We start from the raw sequence: 25911 nt of genomic DNA, 5'->3' as shown, positions 1-25911 counted from the left end.
CCTTCTCAGAGGTCCTCGGCGGAGCCGCCCATGAGCGGGCGCACCTCGACGGCGGCGAAGCGGGCGTCGGGGAAGCGCCCCGCGATCTCCTCGGCCCGCTCGGGCGTCGCGCAGTCGACGATGAAGTAGCCGGCCATCTGCTCCTTCGACTCCACGAAGGGCCCGTCGGTCACGAGGCTCTCGCCGTCGCGCACCCGCACGCTCCGGGCGGTCAACGGGTCCGCGAGCGCCTGGGCGGTCACGAGCTCGCCCGAGTCGCTGATCTCGCCCATCAGCTCCTCGAAGTCGCGCAGCAGACCAGCACGCTCGTCGTCGGTCATGGCCGCGGCCTCGGGCGTGCGGAGGAAGATCGGGTGCCCCCACGTCTGCGGGTTGCTCCAGATCATGAGCAGGTACTTCACGTCGACTCCTTCGTCCTGGCGCCGTCACGGCGACCGGTTCCTCACTCGTCAGGGACGTCGGAGCCGGGGCCGCGATCTCGACACCGCGCCCCCGACCCTTCCACAGACCGGTGCGGCGGGCGTCGCGGTAGCGTCGCAGCGTGTCCGCCGCCAGCCGCCCGACCACTCCCCCGACGGCCCTCGACGACCGCGCCGCCGAGGCCGAGCGGTCCGTCACGGCCCTCTTCGCCGGCCGGCTCGGGCGTGTGCCGCTGACACACCTCGCGCGCATCGTGCACCCCGCGCCGGCCGGGTCACGCACGTTCGGCGGGCTCCGCGGGACGTGGCACTACTGGTGGCAGGCGCACTACCTCGACGCGGTCGTCGACGCCGGCCTCCGGTGCCTCCGCACCGGTGACCCGGCAGGCGCGGACGCCCATGCCCGACAGGGGGACCGGCTGCTCTCGACGATCCGGCTGCGCAACCGGGTGCGCTGGGTCAACGACTTCTACGACGACATGGCCTGGCTCGCCCTCGCCTCGGGACGGCTGCAGGACCTGCACGAGGAGATCGGGCGCACCGCGCGGAGCCGACGCCTCCGTTCGGCCGGCCGACACCTCACGGCGCAGCTGCGGTCGGCGCACACGGACGACCTCGGTGGCGGCCTCTTCTGGAGCCGCGACCGCGACTTCAAGAACAGTCCCGCGACCGGGCCGGCCGCCCTGCACCTGGCCCGGCTCGGCGACACGGACGAGGCCCGCCGGCTCGTCGACTGGCTCTACGCGCGCCTGTGGTCGGCGGAGAGCGGACTCGTGCTGGACGGCATACGGCTCCGCGGCGGCGAGGAGGTGCTCGTCCCGGACGTCTGGTCCTACAACCAGGGCACGGTGCTCGGCGCGCTCGTGGCGCTCGGGGACGAGCAGAGCCTCGAGCGGGCAGCCGCGCTCGTCACCGCGGTGGACGCCCGGCTGACGACCGAGGTCGGCGGCGCGCGCGTCCTGCGGACGCACGGTGGCGGTGACGGCGGCCTCTTCACCGGCATCCTCGTGCGCCATCTCGCATCCGCGGCGAACGCTCCGGCGCTCGACGAGGCGACACGGGAGACCGCGCGGCGGCTCGTCGCCGACACGGCCGAGGCCCTGTGGCGCGGTCAGGGCAGCCTGCCGGTCCCGGGTCGCCGCGACCCCACGGTCTTCCCCGTCGAGCCGGGCGGGCCCGCGCCCACCCCGCCGCTCGAGCTGTCGCCGCAGCTGCAGGCCTGGACCGTTCTCGAGGCCGCAGCCACCCTCACCTGACCCCGGTCGGGCGCGGCCGACGGACGACCGTTGGTATGCCGTGTCGGCCGTTCGCGGCGCGTCGTGCGGCGAGTCGGCGGGCGGGGTCGACCAACGGTCGTCGGTCGGCGAAGGTCTCGGATCGGGCACGAAGGCTGGGAGCGGGCTGGGAATCGCGCCGCTCCCGGGTGAGACTCGAGACGTGCGCACCCCACCAGCCCTCGCCGCCGGCCTCACCGCCGGGCTGCTGCTCGGCGCCTGCTCGACGGCGGGGCCCACCGACGACCGGGCGGGCGGCACCACGGGGGGCGGCCCGACGGCATACGCAGCCACGTCAGGCCCGCCCACGACGGCGCCCTCCACGACGGCGCCCTCCACGACGGCGACTCAGCCGACTCCCACGCCGAGCACGTCAAGCCGGCCGAAGCCCGCGCCCGACCCGGCGTCGATCGCGGCGCTCATCGCCACGCAGTACGACGGCGGCAACCTCAAGCTCGGTCGCGAGCGCGGCAGCACGGACGCCTACCGGCAGTACTTCGCGACCTACGAGAGCAACGGGCTGACGATCTCGGGGCGGATCAACATCCCGCGCGGCACGGGGCCCTTTCCCGCCGTCGTCCTCGCGCACGGCTACGTCGACCCCGCCGTCTACACGAACGGCGAGACGATGCTCCGCGAGCGCGACTACCTCGCCCGGCAGGGCTACGTCACGCTGCACATCGACTACCGCAACCACGCGCAGTCCGACCGGGACCCGCGCAACGACGCCAACCTCCGCGCGGGCTACACGGCCGACGCCATCAACGCCGGACTGGCGCTGAAGAAGGCGCAGGTCGTCGACCCCGACCGCGTCGCGCTCATCGGCCGCTCGATGGGTGGCGGGGTCGTCTACAACGCCCTGGTCGTCCGCCCGGGGCTCTTCCGCGCGGCCGTGGCCTACGCGCCGGTGAGCTCCGACAGCGTCGACAACTTCGACAAGTGGGTGCGGCGCGACGCCTCCCGGTCGGGCGCTGCCCGCGCGGTCATCGGTCGGCTCGGCACACCCGAGGCGCAGCCGGCCGCGTGGGCGGCGACGAGCCCACGCACCTACTTCGGCCGCGTCACCGAGCCGCTCCTCATCCACCACGGCACCGCCGACGAGGACTGTCCGCTGTCGTGGTCGCGCGAGTCGGTCGCGGCGCTGAAGGCCAAAGGCAAGGACGTCGAGCTGCGCGTCTACCCGGGCGGCCGGCACACGCTGACGTCGCCGCAGTGGGACACCTCGATCCGGCGCACCGAGGCCTTCCTCGCCGACCACCTGGGCTGACCGGCGGGCGACGAGCATCGCGGCGACGTATCCGGAGGGCCTCTCGACCTCTCGGAACGGGCACGGCGTCGCCAGTCGGCAGGCCACCATCGAAGGATGTCCTGCACCTTCTGCAGGACGATCCGGGCTCGGCCCGGTGCGGGGGCCGCGGCGAGCACGCCAAGGCAAGGGGAAAAAGATGAGACGCACACAGCGGTGGAGCGCGGCAGCGCTCGCAGCCGTCACCGGAGTCATCATGTCGGCAGGGTCGGCGCTGGCCGCCGCACCGACGAACGACGTCAGCAGCAGCCCGGTCGCCATCGGCACTCTGCCCTTCACGACGACCATCGACACGAGCGAGGCCACGACCGACGCGGACGACGCCGCACTCAACGGACAGTGCGGGGCACCCGCGACCGACGCCAGCGTCTGGTTCACCGTCACGCCGACGAAGGACGGCGACCTGTTCGCCGACGTGTCCGGCTCCGACTTCACCGCCGGTGTCATCGTGGCACAGGGCACCGGAGGCTCGGCCACGGTCGTCTCCTGCGGCGCCCAGGGCACCGGGTGGACCGCCGTCGCCGGGGAGACCTACACGATCCTCGCCTTCGACGACCAGACCGACGGGGGCGGCAACGGGGGAAGCCTCGCCCTCACGGTCAATGCCGCCCCGACCCTGGACCTCGTCGCCACCGTCGACCACACGGCCCGGTTCGACCGCAAGACCGGGAGCGCCTACGTGTCGGGCACCGTCACGTGCCCGGCCGACGCCGAGTCGGCCTTCGTCAATGTCGGCCTGACGCAGCGGGTCGGTCGCCTGCTCATCAGCGGTTCCGGCTCGACCGACGTGGCCTGCACCGGAGAGGCCGAGTCCTGGACGGTCCTCGTCGTCGGCGACAACGGCATCTTCAAGGGAGGCAAGGCCGCCAGCGTGACCTCCGCGTTCGCGTGCAGCGCCCTGGCGTGCGGCGAGTACGTCGACGAGCAGACCGTCCAGCTCAAGGGCCGGACCCGCTGAGACCAGCGACCCGACCGGCCGGCGTCACTCCGGCGCCGGCCGCTCGGTCTCGCCTGCCCGTGGCACGCCGAGCAGGCGGGCGCCTTTGTGCCACAGCACGGCTCGCATCCAGTCGTCGCCGAGACCGAGGCGGGCCAAGGCGTCGAGCTGGTGGGCGTAGGGGTAGGGGATGCTCGGGAAGTCCGAGCCGAGCACGACGCGGTCACGCAGGGCGCCGAGCCGCTCGACGTAGCCGTCGGGAAACGGGGCGAAGCGGTTCGTGAAGTCGGTGCCGCTCATCGTCGTGTCGAGGTGGACGCCCGCGAACTCCTTTGCGAGGTCAGCGAACTCGTGGTACTCCGGCATGCCGAGGTGCGCGATGACGAGGACGAGGTCCGGGTGCCGGCGCAGCACCTCACGCACGGCGCCCGGGCCGGTGTGGGTGCCGCGGATCGGCGCCGACCCGGCATGGATGACGACAGGCACGCGGGCAGCCTCGAGCCGCGCCCACGCCGGGTCGAGCCGGTCGTCGTCCGGCGTGAAGTCCCCGACCTGCACGTGCATCTTGAAGAGGCGGGCACCGTCGTCGAGCGCTGCCGCGACCGTGTCGCCCACGCCCGGCTCGGGGTAGAAGGTGGCGCAGTGCACCGCATCGGGCACCCGGCGGGCGAAGTCGGCGCACCACTCGTTGAGCCAGGTCGCCATGCCGGGCTTGTGCGGATAGACGAGGGCCGGGATCGCGCGCAGTCCCATGGCGCGCAGCGTCGCGAGGCGCGTCTGCTCGTCGTCGCGGTAGGTGATCGGCCACGGCGCGCCGTAGTGGCTCTCGGCCTCGTCGAAGTAGGCCCACACCTTGCGCTGCATGGCCTCGGGGAGGAAGTGCACGTGCACGTCGGCGAGGCCCGGCAGCCCGAGGGAGCGGACGTATGCCGGCACGTCGGCGTCCGTCGCCGGGCCCGGTGTCGTGCGGGGCGCGTCAGAGGTCGTCATCGTCTCGCAGCGTAGGTCAGACCACCCCGCCGGCCCGGTCGGGTGCTCACGTGCCACGCACCGTCAGGACGTCGCCGACCCACGAGCGGTCGTCGAGCCCGTCGAGCCCGTCGAGTGCGGCGCCGATGCTGCGCTCCTCGAAGGCGAAGTGGGAGTCCATGATCGCCATGAGGCCGTCGAGCTCACCCACGAGGCGGGTCCGGCGAGCCTTCGGCGCCGCCGAGGCCTGCACGGCGAGGTCGCCCACCCGGGCGAGGATGCCCGCCACGAGGTGGTGGTCCTCGGCGAGCTTGTCGAGCATCGGGCCGAGGTCGGGACGCTCGTCGCGCAGCGCGGCGAAGAGCCCGTCGTCCTCGCCGGTGTGGTGCGCCTGGAGCGCGCGGCAGAAGCCGAGGCAGTGCTCGAGGAGCCCGGCGACCTGCGGGTCCGAGCCGTCCGTGGGTGCATCGCCTCCGGCGAGACCGTCGCGGATGACGCGCACCCGCGCCCGCAGGTCGTCGTGCACGGCGGCCAGCTGGGCCGACAGTGCTGCTGCTCGGTCCTGGCCGTCACGACGTGGGTCGCGCGGAATCGGGGTCGGAATCGGGGTCGGATTCGGGGTCGGGGTCATGGTGCAACCCAGTCCATCACGCGGAACGGCCGGTGCGGCAGGGTGGTTCGCCCGAGCGACGACAGCGCGGTTCGCCCGAGCGACGACAGGGCGGTCCGCCGGCTCAGGACGGAGGAGGGCCGGGGTCTCTGGCTCGCCGGCGGCGGCGCAGTCCTCCTGACGTACGAGCGCGCCGCCGCCCGACGGGCAGCGGCGCGCTCGACGTGGAGCGAGGCAAGGACTCAGCCGGCGAGGGCGCCCATCGGGTCCCATGCGGGCAGGACGATCGGGTCGCGGGTCAGCGCCTCCTGCAGCTCGGCGGGCAGCGCGTCGCGGCGGACGGCCACCTCGAAGACGAACTCGGCGAACCACGAGTCGTTCATCGTCATGAAGCCCTTGTCGCCCTTCTCGGTGCCCCAGCTGTTCTCGACGCGCCAGCGCCGCGGGACGTCGTCGAGCAGGTCGACGCCGGTGAAGAGCATGGCGTGCGTCATGAGCGACTCGTGGTGCAGCAGGCGGTCGGCCTTGCCGAGGCTCGGCTCGGTGCCGTAGATCGCGGCCCGGTCGAAGAGGCCGGCGTCCCAGAGCCCGAGGGTGGCGTTGGACATCTGCCCGGTGTCGCAGCCGAACCACACCGGCTCGCCGCCGACGATCGCCTGCGCCGCAAGGGACTTCATGAGGTCGGGCTCGACGTTGAGGTACGTGACGGGCGGGGCGCCGACGACGTTGCCGAGGTGCTCGACGGTGAAGGTGTGCCCGTAGGGGCTGCTCGCGCGGGGGTCGTTGACGAGGCACACGTAGTCCTCGAGCGGCACGGTGACGTAGCGCTCGGCGAACTCGAGCGGCGTCATGGTCCCGTCGCGGTGGAAGCCGCCGTCGGTGTCCTTCCACTGCCACACGAACGACTCGGGCGGGGTGCCGAGGTGGATGCAGAGCAGACGGTGGACCGTCGCGAGCACCTGCTCCTTGGCGTCCTGGAGGTCGTCGGCGTCGGCGCCGTCGGCGGCCCGGGCGCGCAGGTCGCGCGCGGCCTGGCGCAGGATCGTGCTGAGGTCACGGTTCATCTGGCCGGTGTTGCTCGAGCTCTTCGTCTCGGGCATCGCCACCTTGGGCACGAGGCCGTGCTTGACGACGAGCGCGACGAACATGTTCCACTGGCCGCCGTCCTCGGCCGGCGTGGCGAGCAGGTGCGCGACGGTGCGGTCGTCGACGTCGCGGTCGGCCGTCGCGATGACCGACTCGAGCCAGTGGTTGGCCTTCTCGAACTTGTCCCAGAAGAGCAGGTGGTTCTGCGAGAACTCGAAGTCCTTGACCTTGAGCTTCTCGCGCGCGCTCGCGCGCAGCAGGTTGGTGCCGGCGAAGAGCCAGCAGCGGCCGCTCTTCTCCTGCGACGTCGCGCTCCAGTCGTCGAGGAGGTTCGACACCGAGTGGTCGATGCCCGTCACCACCCTGCGGTCGAGCGCGATGTCGTCGACGGACGTCGTCGTGACGGCGTTCTGCAGCATGCGGGCGGTGGGGTCGGCCTCGAACGCCTTCGTGAGGCGCTCGACGAGGTCGGGGGCGAGGTCGCGCGGCATGGGCCACTCCTTCGAGCTTCTCGGGATCCCAGCATCGTATGCCGCACGCCTGAGCCCACCCGGCCCCACCTCACTCCATTGGGCGCCCCGCGTCGAGTGAGCGCCCCGCCACACGGGTCGGGCCGGGTCGGGTCGGGTCGGTCACACGCTCTCGGCGACGACCTCGATCGGGACGACGCCGGCATACGCCTGCGCGGCAGCCCGGACCTCGTCGGCAGCGAGGGAGCCGGGGACGAGGGCCGGGTCAGGGCGGAAGTGGACGACCGTGCCCGTCGACGCCTGACCGGGCAGGTCCTCCAGGACGCCCTGCGGCAGGCCGCGCTCGAAACGCTGGCTCCACCCACCCTCTGCACGCCGGTTCGTGTGGACGACCCACTCGCTCAACGCTGCCACGACCGAGATGCCGGCCCGCGGCGAGCCGTCGGGCAGCAGGGGCGCGTCGTCACGGCCGTAGAAGCGCAGGTCCTTCGTCGCCATGATCGGCTTGACGCGCGCGACACCGTCGTCGTCGACGCGCGTCTCGGTGCCGCGCCCGTCGTCCGCGACGGACACGGAGCCGTCCGCGTGGAGCACGACCCGGATCCGGGTCGTCGACCCGTCGACGGCCTCGTCGACCGGGTAGGCAAGCACCTCCAGGACGAGTCGCAACGGGCCCGCCGACGTGAACTCGCCTGCGTTGCGCCGGATCTCGTCGAGATGGTCGGTGTCGACCGGGCTGCTCCAGCTGTGCGTCGCTCCCACAGCCCCACCTTGCCAGACCTCAGCGCGACAGCAACGCCATGATCGCCGCCGAGGCCGCGAGCTGCCCGGCAGCCATGGCCGACACGACCGAGGACATCGGCATCGGGTAGGCCGGCAGGTGTGCCATGTCACCGGCGCAGTAGACGCGCTCGCGGCTCGACCGGCCGAACTCGTCGACCCGGACCGCCCCGGACGGGTTGAGCTCGAGGCCGAGCTGCTCGGCGAAGGGTGCCGACTGGTGGAGCTCCGGCCTCACGAAGAGGCCTGCGACCTGCTCGTGCACCTGCTCACCGTCGACGCCCTCGAGCACCACGCGTACGCCCCCGTCGTGCCGTTCGAGCGCGACGACCCGCTCGGCGCGCACGGTTGCCCCCTTCGGAAGGCCGTCCGGCGCGTCCGCGCCGTCGGCGAGCACGACGAGCTCGGACGCGATGCGCCCGAGCAGCGCCGACAGGTGGGGCGCGTTCGCGGCGCCGAGGATGCCGACGCGCCGGCCGCTCAGCTCGTGGCCGTGGCAGAAGGGGCAGTGCGCGACGAGGTCGCCCCACAGCGCGTCGACCCCGGGCACGGGCGGCAGGGTGTCCCGGACACCGGTGGCCAGGATGACGGCGGACGCGGTGAGCGTCGTGCCGTCGGCCACCGTCAGGTGGAAGGCGCCGTCGAGCTCCTCGACGGTCTCGACGCGCTCCTCCCGCACCGTGACGGTGTCGTATGCCGTGAGCTGCCTCCGCGCGTCGGCGCGGAACTCCGCCGGCGGGGTGCCGTCGTGGGCGACGACGTTGTGCATGTGGCTGACGGTGGCGTTGCGGTAGGTGCCGTCGTCGAAGAGGACGGCGTCGCGGTGGATGCGGCCGAGGGTGAGGGCGGCCTGGAGACCGGCGGGGCCTCCGCCGATGACGGCGACGTCGGTGTGTGCGCTGGCGGTCATGGTGGCTCCTTGGAGGGTCTGGTTGTCGTCTGGTTGTGGTGATGTGGTCACGAGTGCTCGGGCGGCTCTGTGCCTGCTGCGATCCAGCGTGTACCTTCATGTCGACATGAAGGCAAGACAGCGTGACGAGACGTGGACCGTCGGCGGGCTGGCGGCACGTTTCGAGCTGCCGACCAACGTCCTGCGCCACTGGGAGACGCTCGGGCTGCTGACGCCGGAGCGCGACGGGTCCGGCTACCGGCGCTACGGGCGCGCCGACCTCGTCCGGGTCGCGGTCATCCTGCGCAACAAGGCGGCCGGGATGACGCTCGAGCAGATCGGCGTGCTGCTCGACAGCGAGGCAGCCGGTCGCCACGAGGTGCTCGAGGCCCACCTGCGCGACCTCGACGAGCGGGCGCGGTCCATCGAGCGGTCACGCGAGATGACCGAGCACGCGCTGCGCTGCCGGGCGCACGACATCGTCGCCTGCCCGCGCTTCTCGCAGCACGTTGCCGACCTGACCGAGGGGCGGGCCGCGACGGCGCGCATCGCCGACTGGGAGTAGGCGCCGACGTCGACGCCGCAGGTTCGCTGCTGTTACGTCGTCAGCGAAGGGGCCTTGGCGCGGCGGCCCGCGCGGGCGAGGATCGAGCCCATGAGACTTCTCGTGCTCGGAGGCACCCACCACGTCGGCCGCGCGTTCGTCGAGGCCGCGCTCGCCCGAGGCGACGAGGTCACCACGGTGACCCGCGGGGTCAGCGGCACCCCCGTCGACGGCGCCGAGGCCCGTCACGCCGATCGCCTCGACCCCGACGCCCTGCGCGCGGCACTCGGGGACGACGAGTGGGACGCCGTCGTCGACACGTGGTCGGCTGCTCCGGTCGCCGTGCAGACGTCGGCACGGCTGCTGCGTGGCCGGGCTCCGCACTACACCTACATCTCGTCGTGCTCGGTCTACACGTGGCCCATCGCCGTCGGCTCCGAGGAGAGCGCACCCGTCGTGGACGGCGACCCGGCCTCGGCGGACGGCTCCGACTACGCCGCGGCCAAGCGCGGCGGCGAGCTCGCGGCCCTGGCCGAGTTCGACGGTGACGTGGCGATCGCGCGGGCCGGCCTCATCCTCGGACCGTACGAGATGGTCGGCCGGATGCCGTTCTGGCTCAGACGGATCGCTGCGGGTGGGCGCGTGCCGGCGCCGGGGCCCCGGGACCGACCGCTGCAGTACGTCGACTGCCGGGACATCGCGGACTGGGTGCTCGGGTCACGGCCGGTCGGCACCTTCAACATGGTGAGCGAGCCCGGCCACACGACGATCGGGGCCCTGCTCGACGAGGTGCGCGTCGTGACGGGGAGCGATGCCGAGCTCGTCTGGCTCGACCCGGAGACGATCGAGGCAGCCGGCGTCGAGCCCTGGACCGAGCTCCCGATCTGGGTCCCGCCGACGGGCGAGCTCGCCGGCCTGCACGCCCTCGACGTCTCGGCGGCCCGGACGGCGGGGCTGCGGTGCCGGCCGATGCCCGAGACCGTCGCCGACACGTGGACCTGGCTCCAGCGCGAGGGCCTGCCCGAACGACCGACGAACCGTGGCGGAGGTCCCATGGACGCCGACGCCGAGGCCCGCCTCTGGGCCGCCCACGCAGCCCACACCCCCACCACCTGAGCGATCCCACCCCCGTCGAGTGGCCCCGCCGCCCCACCAGCCCCACCCATGGGCCCTCGTTCACCGTCGAGTGGCCCCGCCGCCCCACCGGCCCCACCCTGAGCGCTGGTTCACCGTCGAGTGGCCTCGTCGTCACAGCCGGGAGGGTGTGACGACGGGGCCACTCGACGGTCTGGAGTGGGGTGGGCGTGTGACGACGGGGCCACTCGAGTGAGGGGAGCCGGCGGGTGGGTGGGCGTCAGCGGGCGCGGGCGCGATGGGCGGCAGCCTTGACCCGGCTCTGGCAGCGCGGCGAGCAGTAACGGCGAGTGCCGTTCTTGGACCCGTCGACGTAGACGCGGTCGCACGCGGGGGCCTCGCAGACCCCGAGCCGACCGCCGAGGTCGCTGCCGAGCGCGACGGCGAGCCCCGACGCGATCCCGGCCTGCCAGCCGCGGACGTAGCCGTCGTCGGGCCCGTGGAAGTGCAGCTGGTAGCGGCCCTCGTCGTCGGGGTCGAGCCTCGGCCGTGCCGCCGTCACGTCGAGGAGGTCGTTGACGACGCCGGCCGCCGCGGCCAGGTCGCCGCGGTCGGCCGCCTCGAAGACGGCCCGGGCTCGCGGCACCACACCGAGCAGCGCCACCGCCTCGGCCGCCGCCGGCCGGGAGCGCCGGTCCGCCGACGACGTCGCGTCGGCCACGCCGCGCACGAGGTCGTCGCCGACCGGAGGGGCGTATGCCGTCCCGTGCGCGTCCCCGGGGGACGCGAGGTTGACGAGGAGCACCGTCGTGTCGAGCAGTCGCTCGATGTGACCGTCGAAACGCATTTGACCAGTCACTCCGTCCGCGATTAGGTTCATGACCGTCAAAGACTACTTCGACAGTCAGGAGCCCGGGTGCGGACCACGAGCGCGACGACCATGCTGCCGCCGGAGCTGCGCCTCCTCGTCCTGGCCCGGTGCGTCAACCGGCTCGGCGGCTTCTCGATGGCCTTCCTCGGCGTGCTCCTCGTCCGGGAGCTGGGCGCGGGGGCGGCCGAGACGGCGCTCGTCCTCACCTGCTTCGGCGTCGCGACCATCCCGTCGCGCGTCCTCGGCGGTCACCTCGCCGACGCCTGGGGGCACAAGCCGACGATGCTGCTCGGACTCGTCGGCTGCGCCTTGGCCCAGCTCGTCGTCGCCGTCGCGCCGGACCTGTCGTGGGCACTCGTCGGCGCCGTGCTGCTCGGCCTCGCCTACGAGGTCGTCGAGCCGCCGACCCAGGCCCTCGTCTCGGACCTCATGCCCGAGGACGCCCGCGCCTTGGGCTACTCCACGCTCAACGCCTCCCTCGCGGTCGCCGGCGTCCTCGCGGGCCTGATCGCCGCCGCCGTCTCCGGCCTCGGGCTGCGATGGCTCTTCGTCGTCGACGCCGCGACGTGCCTGGCCTGCGCCGCCCTCGTCGCCGCGCGCCTGCGCGTCCCCACACCCGCCACCGCACCCGTCGCCGCACCCGTCGCCGACCGCGCCGACCGCGCCGACCGCGCCGACCGCATCGAGGGCCCCGGCGGCTCGCCCGACCGACCGCACACACCCGACGCGCGCGGACGGTGGGCCGCCGCGCTCCGGGACCGGCGGCTGCACCCGGTCGTCGGCTTCGGCACGGTCGTGGCGACCGTGACCATGGTCGTCGTCTTCGGCGTGCCGCTCCTCGTGGAGCAGCGCGGGCTCACGCCGGCCGTCACGGGGTGGGTGCTCGCCGCCGGTGCCGCGGCCAGCGTGCCCGGCGCCTGGCTGGCCGCCGTCCTGCGCCGCCGGACGGACGACACCGGCGTCCTCCTCATCGGGGAGGTGACGGCCGCGGCCGGCCTCGGCACCATCGCCCTGTCGAGCCAGGCGGCGGGGCTGGCCGTCGGGCTCGTGGCGTTCGACGTCGGCAGCCTCCTCGTCATCGCGACGACGATGGCCCGCGCCGGCACCCTCGCACCCGACGGGTCCCGCGGCACCTACCTCGCGCTGCTGGGCCTGACGTGGGGACTCGCCACGTCGGTCGCGCCGCTCGTCCTCACGACGCTCGGGACGGCATACGGCCCCGGCGCGCCTTTCGGGATCGCGGCCGCGGCGCTGCTCGCGACGGCCGTCGTCCGCGGCGTCGGCACCGCACGCCGGCTGGACCCTACCCTCACGTAAGGGTAGGGTCGCTTCGACCACCGCACCCGACGACACCCGAGGAGCGACGTGCCCGAGGCTCGAGCGGCGTCCGACCTGCTGCAGATCGGCGACGTCGCCGACCGGACCGGCCTGAGCCTGCGCACGATCCGCCACTACGAGGAGGTCGGGCTGCTGCCCGAGCCGCAGCGCAGCCCCGGCGGCTTCCGCCTCTACTCGCCGGAGGCCGTCGAGCGCCTCCTGCTCATCAAGCGGATGAAACCGCTCGACTTCACGCTCGAGCAGATGCGCGACCTCATCGAGATCCGCGACGAGCTCGCGCGACCGCGCCTCCCCGGCGGACGCCGCGCCGAGCTGACCGAGCGCCTGCGCACCTACCACGCGCTCGTCGAGCACCAGCTCGGTCGCCTGCGCGAGCGGGTCGAGAGCGCCGAGGCGTTCGCCCGCCAGCTCGGCGACGAGACCGTCTGAGCCGCAAGGCGACCCACCCCCACCAGCCCTACCCGGACACCGTCGTCCCGGACGCCCAGCGGCCCCCTCCCGGCGAGAGCCACCGAGGGCGTATGCCGTGCCGACCCCCTGCACCGAGGAGCCGACCGTGACCACCCCCACCACCCCTGCGCCCGCCGACGCGAGAGCCGTCGCGCCGCCCTTCGCGCACGAGCGCGACGTGACGTCGGTGCGCGCCGCCCTGCGCTCCCCGAGGCGACTGCGCGTCGAGGTGCTCGGCGGCCTCGTCGTCGCCCTCGCGCTCATCCCCGAGGCGATCTCCTTCTCGATCATCGCCGGCGTCGACCCGCGCGTCGGTCTCTTCGCCTCGTTCACCATGGCGGTGACGATCGCGTTCGTCGGCGGCCGGCCCGCGATGATCTCGGCCGCGACCGGTGCCGTCGCGCTCGTCGTCGCCCCCGTCGTGCGCGAGCACGGTCTCGACCACCTCATCGCGACGGTCATCCTCGCCGGCGTGCTCCAGATCGTCCTCGGCGTGCTCGGCGTGGCGCGGCTCATGCGCTTCGTCCCGCGCTCGGTCATGGTCGGCTTCGTCAACGCCCTCGCGATCCTCATCTTCCTCGCCCAGGTGCCGCACCTCGTCGGCGTGCCGTGGGTCGTCTACCCGCTCGTCGCGGTCGGCATCGCGATCGTCGTGCTGCTGCCGCGTGTCACCACCATGGTGCCCGCGCCGCTCGTCGCGATCGTCGCGCTCACCCTCTTCACCGTCGCGGCCTCCGTCGGGGTGCCGACGGTCGGCGACGAGGGGAGGCTGCCCGAGAGCCTCCCGAGCCTGCTCGTGCCGAACGTCCCCTTCACCCTCGACACGCTGACGACGATCGCTCCCTACGCCCTGGCCATGGCGCTCGTGGGGCTCATGGAGTCGCTCATGACGGCCAAGCTCGTCGACGACGTCACCGACACCCACTCGTCCAAGACCCGTGAGGCCTGGGGCCAGGGCGTCGCCAACGTCGTCACGGGCTTCTTCGGCGGCATGGGGGGCTGCGCGATGATCGGCCAGACGATGATCAACGTCAAGGCGTCCGGTGCGCGCACCCGCATCTCGACGTTCCTCGCCGGCGTCTTCCTCCTCGTCCTCGTCGTCGGCCTCGGCGACGTCGTGGCGATCATCCCGATGGCCGCGCTCGTCGCCGTCATGGTCATGGTGTCGGTCGGCACGATGGACTGGCACAGCATCCGGCCCGCCACGCTGCGCCGGATGCCGCGCAGCGAGACGCTCGTCATGGTCGTCACCGTCGCGGTCGTCGTCGCCACCCACAACCTCGCGATCGGCGTCATCGTCGGCGTCCTCGTCGCGATGGTGCTCTTCGCCCGACGCGTCGCCCACCTGACGCGCGTCGTCGACGTGGCCCACCCCGACGCCGACACGCGGGTGTACGCCGTCGAGGGCGAGCTCTTCTTCGCCTCGAGCAACGACCTCGTGACCCAGTTCGACTACGTCGGCGACCCCGCCAACGTCGTCATCGACCTGTCGCGCTCGCACGTCTGGGACGCCTCCACCGTGGCCACCCTCGACGCCATCACCCAGAAGTACGCCGCCCGCGGCAAGACGGTGACCGTGACCGGCCTCGACCCGTCGAGCCGGCAACGCCACGACCGTCTGGCCGGCCACCTCTCAGCCGGTCACTGACCCGGCGAGCCCGCGGGACCGCGGGCCCGCGCCGGACGGCATACGCCATCGGGGCCGGAGGTCGCCCGCGTGTCAGGGATGCCGGCCCATCGGGCATGAGGGCTGGGCGACGTCAGACGACTCGCCCCGTCGAAAGGACCTTCCCCATGTGGGCTTTCTTCTCCCGCCGCGCCCGACTGTGGCTCATCACCGTGCTCGTCGCCCCCGTGGCCAGCCTCGTTCTCGGCCGGCTCGGGACCGCGCTCGAGAGGCGCAACGGCCCGAACACCTTCAGCCGCGGCCTCCGTGCGGGCAGCCGCCTGCTCGACCGCGGCCGGTCGAAGGCCAGGGCCCGCGCGCAGTCGTAGGTCACGACGCCCGGGTCGGCCGCCCGGGTCGGCCGCCACGGTCGGCCCGGTCGGCGGCCCGGCCGGCGGCCTCGTGAGGTGGGTCAGCGGCCGCGGTTGCGGCGGCGGACGTCCTTGGGCGGCTTGCCCCCGGCATACGACCGCGACGGGTCGACGACGTAGCCCTGGCGCAGCGCCTCACGCCCGACGAGCATCCGGAAACCCATCCGGTCGCGCTTGCTCAGCGTCACCTCGGCGGGCACCGTGCGGCCGGCGAGCGAGAGGTCGAGACGCACGACGTAGCGCTTGGTCACGTGGCCCGACGAGCTGCGCACGCTGCGGCGGTCGTGGACCGGGCACTCGAGCACACGGGCGTCGTCGTCCGAGTCCTGCCACGGGTGGACGGTGAAGCGCACCCACGGCTGACCGTCGCGGTCGAACTCCTCGACGTCGGCCGCGTGCAGCGACGACGTGCGGGCGCCGGTGTCGATCTTGGCCTTGAGCCACGGCAGGCCGATTCCGGGCATACCGACCCACTCCCTCCACCCGACGGGAGTGCTTGAATAGGCCGGCCCAGACACCCGCCCATCTTGGCAGGACCCTGCATGAAACTCGCGATCCTCTCCCGCGCGCCGCGTGCCTACTCGACGCAGCGCCTGCGCACCGCCGCGCTCGACCGCGGGCACCAGGTGCGGGTGCTCAACACGCTCCGTTTCGCCATCGACCTGTCGGGCCCGGAGCCGGACCTGCAGTTCCGCGGGCGCCCGATCTCCGACTACGACGCGGTGCTGCCACGCATCGGCAACTCGATCACGTACTTCGGCACGGCCGTCGTGCGGCAGTTCGAGCAGATGGACGTCTACACGCCCAACACGGCCAACGGCATCTCCAACGCCCGCGACAAGCTCCGCGCCGCGCAGATCCTCTCGCGCCACCAGATCGGCATGCCTGCAACGACGTTCGTGCGCAACCGCGCCGACGTCATGCCGGCCATCGAGCGCGTCGGCGGGGCTCCCGTCGTCATCAAGCTGCTCGAGGGCACCCAGGGCATCGGCGTCATCCTCGCGCCCGACATCAAGATCGCCGAGGCGATCATCGAGACGCTGCACAGCACGAAGCAGAACGTCCTCATCCAGAGCTTCGTCACCGAGAGCCGGGGACGCGACATCCGCGCCCTCGTCGTCGGCGACCGCGTCGTGGCGGCGATGCGGCGGCGCGCCAGTGGCGACGAGTTCCGCTCCAACGTCCACCGCGGCGGCACCGTCGAGGCGGTCGAGCTGACGCCGGAGTACGAGCAGGCCGCCGTGCGCTCGGCGCAGATCATGGGTCTGCGCGTCGCCGGGGTCGACATGCTCGAGGGCAACGACGGGCCGCTCGTCATGGAGGTCAACTCCTCCCCCGGCCTCGAGGGCATCGAGACCGCGACGAACCTCGACGTCGCCGGCGCGATCATCGACCACATCGCCGGCCAGGTCGCCTTCCCCGAGATCGACGTGCGCCAGCGCCTCACGGTCTCGACGGGCTACGGCGTCGCCGAGCTCGTCGTCCACGCCGGCGCCGACATCATCGGCAAGACGATCGGCGACTCCGGGCTCGAGGAGCGCGACCTCCAGGTGCTCACCCTGCACCGCGGCACGAGCGTCATCCCCAACCCGCGCCGCCGCGTCGTGCTCGAGGCCGAGGACCGGCTGCTGTGCTTCGGCCGCCTCGAGGAGATGCGCTCGATGATCCCGGAGCGCCGCCGCCGCCGCGCCAAGGTGCGCAAGCTGCCGAGCGACCCGATCCACACCGTCGCCTGACGGCGCCCGATGGCGTATGCCGTCAGGCGCGGGGCGTGACGTAGACCTTGCGGAGCGTCTCGGTGACCGTCCACGTCGTGCGAGCGCCCTCGGGCAACCGCACGACGGAGCCGGGGCCGAGCTCGAGCGTCGCACCGCCCTCGACGGTGAGCGTGGCCCGGCCGGACAGCACGACGAAGACCTCGTCGGCCTCGACGTCGGTGACCGTGCCCGGGCTCATCTCCCACACCCCGACCTCGGCACCCGCGACCTCGGCCAGCGTCGTGACGGCGGCCGTCGGAGACCCGTCGAGGACGTCCACCCCGGCGGCGACCTGCTCGTCCAGGGGCTCGGTGCGCACGTCGCCGACGAGGAGCGCGACAGCGGCGGGTTCGGGCTCGGGCTCGGGCTCGGACGCGGGCTCGGGTGCGGGCTCGGTCGCGGGTGGGGCGGTGGTCTCGGGGAGGGCGGAGGGGTCGGTCGTCACACCCGCAGGCTAGTGCGAGCCGCTCGTGTGCTTCCCGGTCTCCAGCGTGCGGGTCTCGAGCTCGGCCCGCAGCCGGGCGACCTCGGCGTCGGCAGCCGCCACGCGGCCGTCCGCCTCGGCGAGGGCGCTCGTCGCGGGACCGGCGGGACCGGCCGGATCGGCGGGACCGGCGGGATCGGCCGGATCGGCCGGGCTGTCGATGTCGTCACGGGCTCCAGGCGCGGACCGCATCTGGTCGACCTCCGACTTGAAGATGCGCGCCGACCTCCCGAGGCTGCGGGCCATGTCGGGCATCCGCTTCCAGCCGAAGAGGAGCACGACGGCGAGGGCGATGATGCTCAGCTCCGGCCACCCGAGATCTGCCACGGGAACCTCCTGGTGTCGGCGGGTCGGCGGGTCGGCGGGTCGGCGGGTCGGCGCGGTCGGGGACTCCCGCCGCCCGCGCGCGCCCGGTGATGATGATGGTGATGGGGCACGGTAGGAGCCGCGGGTGGGAGACGGCCGGGAGCCCGCTGTGAGGTCGCCGAGCGTCGTGGTCAGCCCGCGGCCGGGTCGGGGTCACCCGCGCCGGCGGAGATCGCGGCGATCGCGTCGAGGTCCCGCTCGGCGTAGAGGCGGTGCTGCCACTCCTCGTTGAGGATGGTGCGCAGGATCCGGGTCACGGCATACGACTCGGGCTCGGGGTAGCCGGCGGCGGTGACGGGCTCGGTCGTGCCGGTGAGGTCGTCGTCGGCGAGCCCGTCGACGACCCGGCGCACCGTGGCCATCCGGTCGGCGCGGAGGGCGAGCACCTCGTCGAGCGACGGGCGCGCGTCGCGGTCGCGGGGCACGGGCGGGCTGTCGGGCATGTCGTCGTGCGGGAGGTCGAGGGCGTCCCACGGCTCGGGGTCCCCGAGGAGGGCACGGCACACCCAGGCATCGGTGGCGAAGACGAGGTGGCGCTGGGTCTCGATGAACGACCACTCCCCGTCGACGCTCGCGTGGAGCTGCTCCGGCGTGAAGGTGCGGGCGCGCTCGACCGTCTGGCCCCACCGCCGCTCGACGACGTCCCACGCCTCGCGGTAGCCGTCGGCATCCGTCGGTCGCATCCTGGCCCGGTCGGGGTCGCGTCGGTCGAGCTCGGCCTCGATGAGGGGCGCGACGTCGACGCCGTTGATGACGAGGTTCTCCACGTCGCCGGTGATGTCGACGTCCTCGAGCCAGACGTCACGGGCTCGCAGCCCGCGCAGGTCCACCATGCGCAGGGAGGCGCCCCGCAGGTCGACGTCGTGCAGCTGCGCCCCGTCGAGGTAGACGTCCTCGAAGGTGGCACCGGTCAGCCGCACCCGCTCGAAGCGGGTCCCCGCCTGGTCGTCATACCTCGCGTCGGTCATCGCAGTCCCCTTCTCCCCGAGGCGCCGTCGCCCCTGGTGGCGTCGACGGCGTGCACTGCTCGGGGCGCCTAGGGGCAGCCTAGGGGCAGCCTAGGGGCGATCCCGGACGTTCGGCGTCCGGTCAGCGCACACCTTCGACGATGAGCAGGACCCCGAAGACGACGAACGCCGCGGCCGCGCCGCACGTGATGACGCGCTCGGGCAGGCGCTTGCCGAGGGCCGCCCCGACGACGATGGCGAGCGCGTCCGCGGCGACCATGCCGACGGTGCTGCCGAGCCACGTGCCGAACCAGCCGTGCTGCGTCGCGAGCGTGATCGTCGCGAGCATCGTCTTGTCGCCGAGCTCGGCGAGGAAGAAGGCGATGGTGACGGCGATGATCGCCGTGCGCCGCGTCGTGCGCGCGACGGCAGCCTCCTCGTCGGAGAGGGAGTCGCCGCGGAGCGTCCAGGCGGCGAAGAAGAGGAAGGCGACGCCGGCGGTGACCGAGATGGCGTCGCGCGGGAGGTTGTCGCCGATCGCGGCCCCGATGGCGACGGAGCCGAGGTGGACCACGGCCGTCGCGATCGTGATGCCGGCGAGGACGTGGAGCATCTTGAAGCGGGTGGCGAAGGTCATCGCCATGAGCTGGCTCTTGTCGCCGAGCTCGGCGACGAAGATGACTGCTGCACTGAGCAGGAAGGCGGACATCGGATCGGTCTCCTCGGCGCAGCCACGAGGCACCGCAGGGAGCCTCGACCTGGCGCGCCCGTCGGTGGGTCGGCACGAGGTCGAAAGTCTCGTCCGCCGCGGGTCCGCGCCTGCCGTGTCGGCGTCGCGATCAGGGCCGGCCGCACCGGGCCGGAGCCAGTGTGTCGATGCGGTCGTTGGGGACTACTCCCTTTCGATGCCCCGACCGTAGGCGTCGCGCAGCGGGTCGTGCAACGTCTCGGTGTGCCTAGCGATTCTTCTCGGAAACCCTTGGGGTGCCGATGTGCCGACATTCGGCGTAGTGACAGCCCTTGTCGTTCAACGGATCCGGCGATGCCGGCTCGCCGCTCACGAGGAGAGCGGCGACGGCCTGGTCGCCGAGCTCGGCGACGTGCGGCGTCCCCCTCGGCGTGGCCGGAGGGCTGAGCTCGAGCCGGGTGGCCCCTCCGAAGGGTTTGCGCTCGCGGACGACGACCTCGGCGTCGACGGCGATGCCGGTCTCGGCGAACCAGCGCAGCAGGGCCGGGTCGTCGTCGTCGATGCGGGCGACGAACCGGCGCTCCCCGACGGGGCTCGCCGCGAGCGGCTCGGCGGTCGGCTGGTGGAGCACGCTGTCGGGCGTGGGGATCGGGTCGCCGTGCGGGTCGCGCCAGGGGTGCCCGAGCTGGTCGTCCATGCGGTCGACCATGAGCTCCGAGACGGCGTGCTCGAGCACCTCGGCATCGTCGTGCACCTCGTCCCAGGAGTAGCCGAGGGACCGGACGAGGAAGGTCTCGACGAGGCGGTGGCGGCGGACCATCCGCAGGGCCTGCCGGAGACCCTCCTCGGTGAGCCGCATCCCGCCGTAGCGCTTGTGGGCGACGAGCCCGCTGTCGGCGAGCTTGCGCGCCATCTCCGAGACCGACGACGTCGAGACCCCGAGCCGAGCGGCGACGGCGGCGTTGCTCACCGTCTCCTCCTGCCACTCACCGAGGGAGAAGATGACCTTGAGGTAGTCCTCGACGGCGGTGCGGTTCTCGGTCTTGGCCACCGCCAGAGACTACGTGAGCAGCCAGGCCAGCAGCACGAAGCAACCGACGAAGAGGACCGTCGTGAGGGTCCCCGTGACGAGGCGCCTGGTCGCGAAGTTCGGCATGCCCAACTTTTATCATGGGCGCGCCTAGCGGCGGCCCGGATCCCGACGAGAGGCGCGTCACCCGAGGCCGTCGGCGACGGCGACGACGAGCCCGCCCAGCATGAAGGCGGCGATGGTCGCCGCGAGCGCCGGCGCCGGGAGGTCGGGGATGAACCGCCGCGCACCGGTGACCGGGCCGTTCGTCCCGTGGTGATCGTGGGTCAGGGCGTGACCCCGGCCGCGCGCCAGCAGGTAGCGGTTGACCGGGTAGGCCGCGAGGAACGCCGCGACGAGGGAGATCGCCATGCCGACCCAGAAGACGGCGTTGACGAGACCGGCGTCCATGGCGCCGGGGATCACGGCCATGACGAGGTTGTCGACGACCTCCATCGTGAGGATCGAGACGGTGTCGGCCGCCAGGACGAGCTTGAGGGCCGCACCGAGGGACAGCCCGCCGCGCAGCAGGGGCAGGCTCGAGAGGGCGTAGCCGAAGAGGAACGCGAGGGCCACGGAGAGCGCGATGGTCGCCCCGGCGGCGAGCCCGACGGCGGTGCCGATCATGAGGCCGAGGATCTCGCCGATCGCACAGCCGGTGAGGCAGTGCAGGGTGGCACTGGCCGCCATGGAGGCGAGGCCCCCGCCGTGGCCGTCGTCCTCGCCGTGGGCATGGTGGGCGCCGTGGGCATGGCGGGCACCGTGGGCCTGGTGCGCACCGTGGGCGTCGTGGTGCGTGGGCGCTGAGGTCGCTGCGTCGTTCATGGTCGTCCTTCCGGTCCGGTGGTCACGGGATCCGCTGGGCCCGCCACCCGGCATACCCCCCATGGGTATGCCGTCCGGTGGGGTCAACGCGTGCGCCCGGTCGGGCATTCCCGTCGCTCCGAAGTCGCGGGTTCCGGTCATCCGCCGCGGCTGCATGCACAAGGATTGACGCGTGACACAGCCCGTCGACGCCGACCACGCGCGCCGGATCCTGCTCGACCACGCGAACCGTCAGGTGACCGGTCCGCTTGTGGACCCCGCGATCCTCGCCGCCGTCGTCGGGGTCGAGCGCCTCGTCGTCGCAACGGGATCCACGGACGAGCAGGTGCTGCGCGCAGCGCTCACCGGTGGCGTCGTCGCGGGCGCGGACCCCGACCGTGTCGCTGCCCTCGTCGCCGAGGCGAGGGGCCACGTCGTGGCCGGGCTCCTCCGCCGCTCCACGGGGCAGGCCGTGGACGCGGGCGTCGTCAACCCGGCCTCCGGCGGCTACGAGATCACGACCGACGCGACGCTGCTGCGCGCCGCCGTCCGCGCTGCGCAGGGGTCGATCGACGCGATGCCCTACTACGGCCTCCGCTACGGGGAGCGGGGTTCGCGCTTCGCCACGACCGACTCGGCGTGGCTCGTCTCGCTCGCGACCCTGGCCGAGGACCGCGCGGTGCACCAGGTCGAGTGGCTGGCGCGGGTCCTCGCCGCTCGGGGCATGCCGTCCTGGCTGCTCGAGATCCACCTCGACGCGCTGGTGTCGGAAGTGCGTTCGGCCGCGGGCGCCGGTGCGGAGGGCTCGCTGCCGGTGGCGGCGGACGCGTTGGGTCGGGCCCGTCGGCGCCACGTCGACGACGACCTCCTCCGCTCAGCGGACAGCTGGGCCGACGAGGCGCTCGGCGACGCCCTGCCGGTGCCGCGCGCGGGTGCCCTCATGGCTGCCGCGGTCGCGGACGAGCGCGCCGGGGTGACGCGCGACGACCGGGCTCTGGTGGGCTGGCTCACCGACCCGGAGCGGTCCGACGCGAGCGCCAGGACCCGGCTGCTGAGCGTGCGTCAGCGCATCCTCGCCGAGGCCCGGTGACGGTTCCGCGGCCTGCCGGGAAATCGGTCCGCAATACGGCTTGACCTTGACGCTGCGTCAGGGTTGCACGCTGTAGTCATGACCACGAAACCAGCCATCGAGATCGCCGGGCTCACCAAGTCCTACGGCGACCACGCAGTGCTCAAGGGTGTCGACCTGAGCGTCCCCGCGGGCACCATCTTCGCCTTGCTCGGCTCGAACGGCGCCGGCAAGACCACAGCAGTGAAGATCCTGTCGACACTGCTCAAGGCCGACGGCGGGACCGCGTCCGTGGCCGGCCACGACGTCGCCACCGAGCCCGGGAAGGTCCGCGAGTCGATCAGCCTCACGGGGCAGTTCGCCGCCGTCGACGAGGTCCTCACCGGGCGCGAGAACCTCGTCCTCGTCGCCCAGCTGCGACGGCTCGAGGGTCCCGGTGCGATCGCCGACGCCCTGCTGTCGCAGTTCGGGCTGACCGACGCCGCAGGGCAGCGGGTCGCCACCTACTCCGGGGGCATGCGCCGACGTCTCGACATCGCCATGAGCCTCATCGGCAACCCGCCCGTGCTCTTCCTCGACGAGCCGACGACGGGACTCGACCCGCAGTCGCGGATCGAGGTGTGGAAGACCGTGCAGGAGCTCGCCGGCCAGGGCACGACCGTCCTGCTCACGACGCAGTACCTCGACGAGGCCGAGCATCTCGCCGACCGGATCGCGGTGCTCCACGACGGCCGCATCATCGCCGACGGCACACTCGCGGAGCTCAAGGCGCTCCTGCCGCCCGCCACGGTCGAGTACGTCGAGAAGCAGCCGTCCCTCGAAGAGATCTTCCTCGCGATCGTCGGACACGGCGGCGCCACCCACGAAGGAGCCCAGCGATGACCACCTACGTCCTCCACGACACCGACGTCCTGCTCAGGCGGTCCCTGCGCCACATCCTGCGCAGCCCGGACACCATCATCACGACCGCCGTCACGCCGATCGCCATGCTGCTGCTCTTCGTCTACGTCTTCGGCGGCGCCATCGACGTCGGGGGCGCCTCGTACGTCAACTACCTGCTGCCCGGCATCCTGCTCATCACCGTCGCGTCCGGCATCGCCTACACCGCCTTCCGGCTCTTCACCGACGTCTCGGGCGGCATCTTCGAGCGCTTCCAGTCGATGCCGATCACCCGCTCGGCCTTCCTGTGGGGGCACGTGCTGACGTCGGTCGTGGCCAACCTGACCTCGCTCGTCCTCGTCGTCCTCGTCGCCCTGTCGATGGGCTTCCGCACGGGCGCCGGCGTGCTCGCCTGGCTGGCGGTCCTCGGCATCATGCTGCTCTTCACGCTGGCGCTCACCTGGCTCGCCGTCATCCCGGGTCTCACCGCGAAGACGGTCGACGGCGTGAGCGGGTTCTCGTACCCACTGATCTTCCTGCCGTTCGTCAGCTCGGCGTTCGTGCCGACCGACAGCATGCCCGGACCGGTCCAGTGGTTCGCCGAGCACCAGCCGGTCACCTCGATCGTCAACACCATCCGCAGCCTCTTCGAGCAGCAGCCCGTCGGCAGCGACGGCTGGGTGGCCCTGGCCTGGTGCGTCGGGCTCCTCGTCGTCGCCTACGCGCTCGCGATGCGGACCTACCGCAAGAAGCTCGCCTGACACCGCATACGCCCCCGACCCGACTCGTCAAGGAGACCGACATGAACAACCTGCTGAGCACGATCATCGGCGACAAGAAGGAGTGGAAGGCCATGGAGGCGAGGGCGCGCGCGCTGCCCCGCGACTACCGGGTCGTCTACGGCGAGATGAAGTCCTACATGTGGCGCTTCACCTCGGGCGACGGCATGGACGTCGTCGCGGTCCTGAAGGACGTCCTCGAGCTCTTCGAGGCCAGCGCGGCCGAGGGCCGCCGCGTCCTCGACGTCACCGGCCGCGACGTCGCCGCCTTCTGCGACGGCCGCCTGCGCGGCGTCACGACGTATGCCGACACGTGGCGGTCCGCGCTGAACCGCGCGGTCGCCGCGCAGGTCGCAGAATAGGGCCATGCTGACCATCAGCCAGCTCGCGGCGTACGCCGGCGTCACCGTGCGCACCGTCCGGCACTACCACGCCAAGGGGCTGCTGCCCGAGCCCGAGCGCGACCACTCGGGCTACCGGCGCTACGACGCGGCCGCCGTCGTCCAGCTGGTCCGGATCCGCACCCTGGCCGATGCGGGCGTGCCCCTGTCCCGCGTGCACGAGCTGCTCGAGGCGGACGACACGGAGTTCGCGGCGGCGGTCGAGCAGATCGACCGCCGCCTGCGGGCCGAGATCCGCGAGCTCCAACGGCACCGGGAGCGCATCGCCAAGCTCGCGGCCGGCGACAGCCTGGCCCTGCCTCCCGAGGCGGTCGCCTACATCGACCGGATGCGCGAGCTCGGCTTCCCGGAGCGGGTCATCGAGGTCGAGCGCGACAGCTGGATCCTCATCGCGGCGCAGATGCCCGACGAGGTCGCGGCCTTCATGGAGATCAAGCAGACCCAGATCGAGCACGAGGTGCTGCGCCGGCTCTACCTCGACATCGGCGACCTCGTCGACTGTGCCCCCGACGACCCCCGGCTGCCCGCGCTCGCGGACCGGGTGGCCGCCTTCATCGAGGCTGCCTCCGCCGAGGCCGAGGGCATCGAGGACGTGCACCCCGTGAGCGACGACCTCATCGCGCTGCTCGACGCGGCGTTCATCGAGTCCTTCGCGTGTGCGGGGCGGCTGCTCGAGCTGCTCGAGGAGCGGGGCTGGACGGGGTGGACCGACATCCGGCGCCTCGAGCCCGCGGTGTGAGCGCTCGCACGACCCGCGGTCGGCCTGCGAGAGGCCGTGTCACATGTGCCGCGTCCCGATCGTCAGTAGAGCGGGACACCACACGAGAAGGAGACACCATGAAGACCATGACCTGCCGAGCCCTCGGCGGACCCTGCGACCTCGCGCACCAGGCGGACACCGCCGACGAGATCATCAAGGCCCAGGACCGCCACCTCAAGGAGGCGGAGAAGGCCGGCGACACCACCCACCAGGAGGCTCGTGAGGCGATGAAGAGCCGGTGGCGGCACCCGAAGAAGTCGATGGCCTGGTACACCGAGGCCAAGCAGACCTTCGCGGCCCTCGCCGACGACTGAGACCCGCCGTCGGTCCGGTCACCCGCCGCTCGTGCAGCTGGTGGAGGGTGGCCGGGCCAGCCCCGCGGTCAGTCGAGACAGAACTCGTTGCCCTCGACGTCCTGCATCACCTGGCACGACTCGTTGAAGCCGTCGGCCCGCAGCAGCGTCCCCCGGGTGGCGCCGAGCGCAACGAGCCGGGCGCATTCGGACTCGAGGGCCGCCAGGCGCTCGTCACCGACGAGCCCGGTGCCGACCCGGACGTCGAGGTGGACCCGGTTCTTGACGACCTTGCCCTCGGGGACGCGCTGGAAGAACAGGCGCGGACCCGCGCCCGTCGGGTCCGAGCACGCGAAGGCCGAGCCCTGCCGGTCGGGCGGCAGCGACCGGTCGAACTCGTCCCACGAGGCGAAACCCTCGGGCGGCGGCGGCACCTCGTAGCCGAGCACCTCGCACCAGAAGCGAGCCACGCGCTCGGGATCTGCGCAGTCGAACGTGACCTGGACCTGCCTCACCGTCGCCATGCGCCCAGCCTAGGGCGCAGCCCCGGAGGCGACCACG

31 protein-coding genes are annotated in these 25911 nt (G+C 72.8%); 16 read left to right on the top strand and 15 right to left on the bottom strand.

The window, feature by feature from the left end; genetic code table 11:
• Window positions 1-5 precede the first annotated feature (5 nt).
• Window positions 6-401, bottom strand: coding sequence for a YciI family protein (locus ACSQ2D_RS00665; RefSeq protein WP_435984090.1), 396 nt, complete (start codon window positions 399-401; stop codon window positions 6-8).
• A 140-nt stretch (window positions 402-541) separates the two neighbouring features.
• On the opposite strand from ACSQ2D_RS00665, the gene ACSQ2D_RS00660 reads away from it, so the two are divergent.
• From ACSQ2D_RS00660 to ACSQ2D_RS00650, 3 genes are all read left to right on the top strand, one after another.
• Complete coding sequence (locus tag ACSQ2D_RS00660) at window positions 542-1675, top strand: glycoside hydrolase family 76 protein (protein WP_435984089.1); 1134 nt, start codon at window positions 542-544, stop codon at window positions 1673-1675.
• 181 nt (window positions 1676-1856) lie between these two features.
• Window positions 1857-2960 (top strand): alpha/beta hydrolase family protein, encoded by a 1104-nt coding sequence (locus ACSQ2D_RS00655; RefSeq protein ID WP_435984088.1) that lies wholly within the window; start codon window positions 1857-1859, stop codon window positions 2958-2960.
• Window positions 2961-3138: 178 nt separating this feature from the next.
• Window positions 3139-3957 carry a hypothetical protein gene (locus ACSQ2D_RS00650; protein WP_435984087.1) on the top strand — a complete coding sequence of 273 codons (819 nt, stop codon included), beginning with the start codon at window positions 3139-3141 and terminating at the stop codon, window positions 3955-3957.
• A gap of 24 nt (window positions 3958-3981) precedes the next feature.
• Here the strand turns inward: ACSQ2D_RS00650 and ACSQ2D_RS00645 are convergent, their stop codons facing one another.
• The 5 genes from ACSQ2D_RS00645 to ACSQ2D_RS00625 all read right to left on the bottom strand — a co-directional run bounded on the left by ACSQ2D_RS00645 (window position 3982) and on the right by ACSQ2D_RS00625 (window position 8761).
• The gene (locus ACSQ2D_RS00645) at window positions 3982-4926 is read right to left on the bottom strand and encodes an amidohydrolase family protein (protein ID WP_435984086.1); all 945 of its coding nucleotides are present in this window, start codon (window positions 4924-4926) and stop codon (window positions 3982-3984) included.
• Window positions 4927-4972: 46 nt separating this feature from the next.
• Complete coding sequence (locus tag ACSQ2D_RS00640; RefSeq protein WP_435984085.1) at window positions 4973-5536, bottom strand: hemerythrin domain-containing protein; 564 nt, start codon at window positions 5534-5536, stop codon at window positions 4973-4975.
• Between the two features lie 221 nt (window positions 5537-5757).
• Complete coding sequence (locus ACSQ2D_RS00635) at window positions 5758-7092, bottom strand: aminopeptidase C (RefSeq protein WP_435984084.1); 1335 nt, start codon at window positions 7090-7092, stop codon at window positions 5758-5760.
• A 141-nt stretch (window positions 7093-7233) separates the two neighbouring features.
• On the bottom strand, window positions 7234-7833 hold the full coding sequence (locus tag ACSQ2D_RS00630; RefSeq protein WP_435984083.1) for an ATP-binding protein: 600 nt from the start codon (window positions 7831-7833) through the stop codon (window positions 7234-7236).
• 19 nt (window positions 7834-7852) lie between these two features.
• Window positions 7853-8761 (bottom strand): NAD(P)/FAD-dependent oxidoreductase, encoded by a 909-nt coding sequence (locus ACSQ2D_RS00625; protein ID WP_435984082.1) that lies wholly within the window; start codon window positions 8759-8761, stop codon window positions 7853-7855.
• Window positions 8762-8867: 106 nt separating this feature from the next.
• Here ACSQ2D_RS00625 and ACSQ2D_RS00620 point away from each other — a divergent pair, with 106 nt between their 5' ends.
• Together ACSQ2D_RS00620 and ACSQ2D_RS00615 are read left to right on the top strand one after the other, a co-directional pair.
• Window positions 8868-9305: a MerR family transcriptional regulator gene (locus tag ACSQ2D_RS00620; protein WP_435984081.1), complete on the top strand. Its 438-nt coding sequence runs from the start codon at window positions 8868-8870 to the stop codon at window positions 9303-9305.
• Between the two features lie 90 nt (window positions 9306-9395).
• Window positions 9396-10400 carry an NAD-dependent epimerase/dehydratase family protein gene (locus ACSQ2D_RS00615; protein WP_435984080.1) on the top strand — a complete coding sequence of 335 codons (1005 nt, stop codon included), beginning with the start codon at window positions 9396-9398 and terminating at the stop codon, window positions 10398-10400.
• 238 nt (window positions 10401-10638) lie between these two features.
• Here ACSQ2D_RS00615 and ACSQ2D_RS00610 read toward each other — a convergent pair whose 3' ends face one another.
• The gene (locus ACSQ2D_RS00610) at window positions 10639-11205 is read right to left on the bottom strand and encodes a CGNR zinc finger domain-containing protein (protein WP_435984079.1); all 567 of its coding nucleotides are present in this window, start codon (window positions 11203-11205) and stop codon (window positions 10639-10641) included.
• Between the two features lie 69 nt (window positions 11206-11274).
• Here ACSQ2D_RS00610 and ACSQ2D_RS00605 point away from each other — a divergent pair, with 69 nt between their 5' ends.
• From ACSQ2D_RS00605 to ACSQ2D_RS00590, 4 genes are all read left to right on the top strand, one after another.
• Window positions 11275-12546, top strand: coding sequence for an MFS transporter (locus ACSQ2D_RS00605; protein ID WP_435984078.1), 1272 nt, complete (start codon window positions 11275-11277; stop codon window positions 12544-12546).
• A gap of 48 nt (window positions 12547-12594) precedes the next feature.
• Window positions 12595-12996, top strand: a complete 402-nt coding sequence (locus ACSQ2D_RS00600) for a MerR family transcriptional regulator (protein ID WP_435984077.1) — start codon at window positions 12595-12597, stop codon at window positions 12994-12996.
• Between the two features lie 127 nt (window positions 12997-13123).
• Window positions 13124-14665, top strand: coding sequence for a SulP family inorganic anion transporter (locus ACSQ2D_RS00595; RefSeq protein WP_435984076.1), 1542 nt, complete (start codon window positions 13124-13126; stop codon window positions 14663-14665).
• A 146-nt stretch (window positions 14666-14811) separates the two neighbouring features.
• The gene (locus ACSQ2D_RS00590) at window positions 14812-15012 is read left to right on the top strand and encodes a hypothetical protein (protein WP_435984075.1); all 201 of its coding nucleotides are present in this window, start codon (window positions 14812-14814) and stop codon (window positions 15010-15012) included.
• 83 nt (window positions 15013-15095) lie between these two features.
• Here ACSQ2D_RS00590 and ACSQ2D_RS00585 read toward each other — a convergent pair whose 3' ends face one another.
• Window positions 15096-15572, bottom strand: coding sequence for an ATP-dependent zinc protease family protein (locus ACSQ2D_RS00585; RefSeq protein WP_435984074.1), 477 nt, complete (start codon window positions 15570-15572; stop codon window positions 15096-15098).
• 24 nt (window positions 15573-15596) lie between these two features.
• Between ACSQ2D_RS00585 and ACSQ2D_RS00580 the strand changes: the two genes are divergently transcribed.
• The gene (locus tag ACSQ2D_RS00580) at window positions 15597-16790 is read left to right on the top strand and encodes a RimK family alpha-L-glutamate ligase (RefSeq protein WP_435984073.1); all 1194 of its coding nucleotides are present in this window, start codon (window positions 15597-15599) and stop codon (window positions 16788-16790) included.
• 22 nt (window positions 16791-16812) lie between these two features.
• Here the strand turns inward: ACSQ2D_RS00580 and ACSQ2D_RS00575 are convergent, their stop codons facing one another.
• The 6 genes from ACSQ2D_RS00575 to ACSQ2D_RS00550 all read right to left on the bottom strand — a co-directional run bounded on the left by ACSQ2D_RS00575 (window position 16813) and on the right by ACSQ2D_RS00550 (window position 21190).
• A complete protein-coding gene (locus ACSQ2D_RS00575) occupies window positions 16813-17256 on the bottom strand; it encodes a cupin domain-containing protein (protein ID WP_435984072.1) in 444 nt (147 codons plus the stop codon).
• A 9-nt stretch (window positions 17257-17265) separates the two neighbouring features.
• Window positions 17266-17622: a Sec-independent protein translocase subunit TatA gene (locus tag ACSQ2D_RS00570; RefSeq protein WP_435984071.1), complete on the bottom strand. Its 357-nt coding sequence runs from the start codon at window positions 17620-17622 to the stop codon at window positions 17266-17268.
• 170 nt (window positions 17623-17792) lie between these two features.
• The gene (locus tag ACSQ2D_RS00565; protein ID WP_435984070.1) at window positions 17793-18629 is read right to left on the bottom strand and encodes a DinB family protein; all 837 of its coding nucleotides are present in this window, start codon (window positions 18627-18629) and stop codon (window positions 17793-17795) included.
• Window positions 18630-18750: 121 nt separating this feature from the next.
• Window positions 18751-19317 carry a TMEM165/GDT1 family protein gene (locus ACSQ2D_RS00560; protein ID WP_435984069.1) on the bottom strand — a complete coding sequence of 189 codons (567 nt, stop codon included), beginning with the start codon at window positions 19315-19317 and terminating at the stop codon, window positions 18751-18753.
• 247 nt (window positions 19318-19564) lie between these two features.
• On the bottom strand, window positions 19565-20347 hold the full coding sequence (locus tag ACSQ2D_RS00555) for a metal-dependent transcriptional regulator (protein WP_435984068.1): 783 nt from the start codon (window positions 20345-20347) through the stop codon (window positions 19565-19567).
• A 162-nt stretch (window positions 20348-20509) separates the two neighbouring features.
• Window positions 20510-21190 (bottom strand): DUF4396 domain-containing protein, encoded by a 681-nt coding sequence (locus ACSQ2D_RS00550; protein ID WP_435984067.1) that lies wholly within the window; start codon window positions 21188-21190, stop codon window positions 20510-20512.
• A 172-nt stretch (window positions 21191-21362) separates the two neighbouring features.
• On the opposite strand from ACSQ2D_RS00550, the gene ACSQ2D_RS00545 reads away from it, so the two are divergent.
• The 6 genes from ACSQ2D_RS00545 to ACSQ2D_RS00520 all read left to right on the top strand — a co-directional run bounded on the left by ACSQ2D_RS00545 (window position 21363) and on the right by ACSQ2D_RS00520 (window position 25371).
• Entirely contained in the window at window positions 21363-22259 is an 897-nt protein-coding gene (locus tag ACSQ2D_RS00545; protein ID WP_435984066.1) for a hypothetical protein, read from the top strand.
• A gap of 78 nt (window positions 22260-22337) precedes the next feature.
• Window positions 22338-23120: an ABC transporter ATP-binding protein gene (locus ACSQ2D_RS00540; RefSeq protein WP_435984065.1), complete on the top strand. Its 783-nt coding sequence runs from the start codon at window positions 22338-22340 to the stop codon at window positions 23118-23120.
• Window positions 23117-23878 carry an ABC transporter permease gene (locus ACSQ2D_RS00535; RefSeq protein ID WP_435984064.1) on the top strand — a complete coding sequence of 254 codons (762 nt, stop codon included), beginning with the start codon at window positions 23117-23119 and terminating at the stop codon, window positions 23876-23878. Before ACSQ2D_RS00540 ends, ACSQ2D_RS00535 begins: the two co-directional genes overlap by 4 nt.
• Before the next feature lie 41 nt (window positions 23879-23919).
• Window positions 23920-24258 carry a DUF1048 domain-containing protein gene (locus tag ACSQ2D_RS00530; RefSeq protein ID WP_435984063.1) on the top strand — a complete coding sequence of 113 codons (339 nt, stop codon included), beginning with the start codon at window positions 23920-23922 and terminating at the stop codon, window positions 24256-24258.
• A gap of 4 nt (window positions 24259-24262) precedes the next feature.
• Window positions 24263-25036: a MerR family transcriptional regulator gene (locus ACSQ2D_RS00525; protein WP_435984062.1), complete on the top strand. Its 774-nt coding sequence runs from the start codon at window positions 24263-24265 to the stop codon at window positions 25034-25036.
• A 98-nt stretch (window positions 25037-25134) separates the two neighbouring features.
• Window positions 25135-25371, top strand: a complete 237-nt coding sequence (locus ACSQ2D_RS00520) for a DUF1059 domain-containing protein (RefSeq protein ID WP_435984061.1) — start codon at window positions 25135-25137, stop codon at window positions 25369-25371.
• Window positions 25372-25439: 68 nt separating this feature from the next.
• On the opposite strand, the gene ACSQ2D_RS00515 is transcribed toward ACSQ2D_RS00520, so the two are convergent.
• Complete coding sequence (locus ACSQ2D_RS00515) at window positions 25440-25874, bottom strand: VOC family protein (RefSeq protein ID WP_435984060.1); 435 nt, start codon at window positions 25872-25874, stop codon at window positions 25440-25442.
• Between the last annotated feature and the right edge of the window lie 37 nt (window positions 25875-25911).

The organism is Terrabacter sp. LjRoot27, from assembly GCF_964254175.1.
In the GTDB taxonomy this organism is placed as follows: Bacteria; Actinomycetota; Actinomycetes; order Actinomycetales; family Dermatophilaceae; genus Terrabacter.
This window is presented reverse-complemented; position numbering and strand designations above follow the sequence as displayed.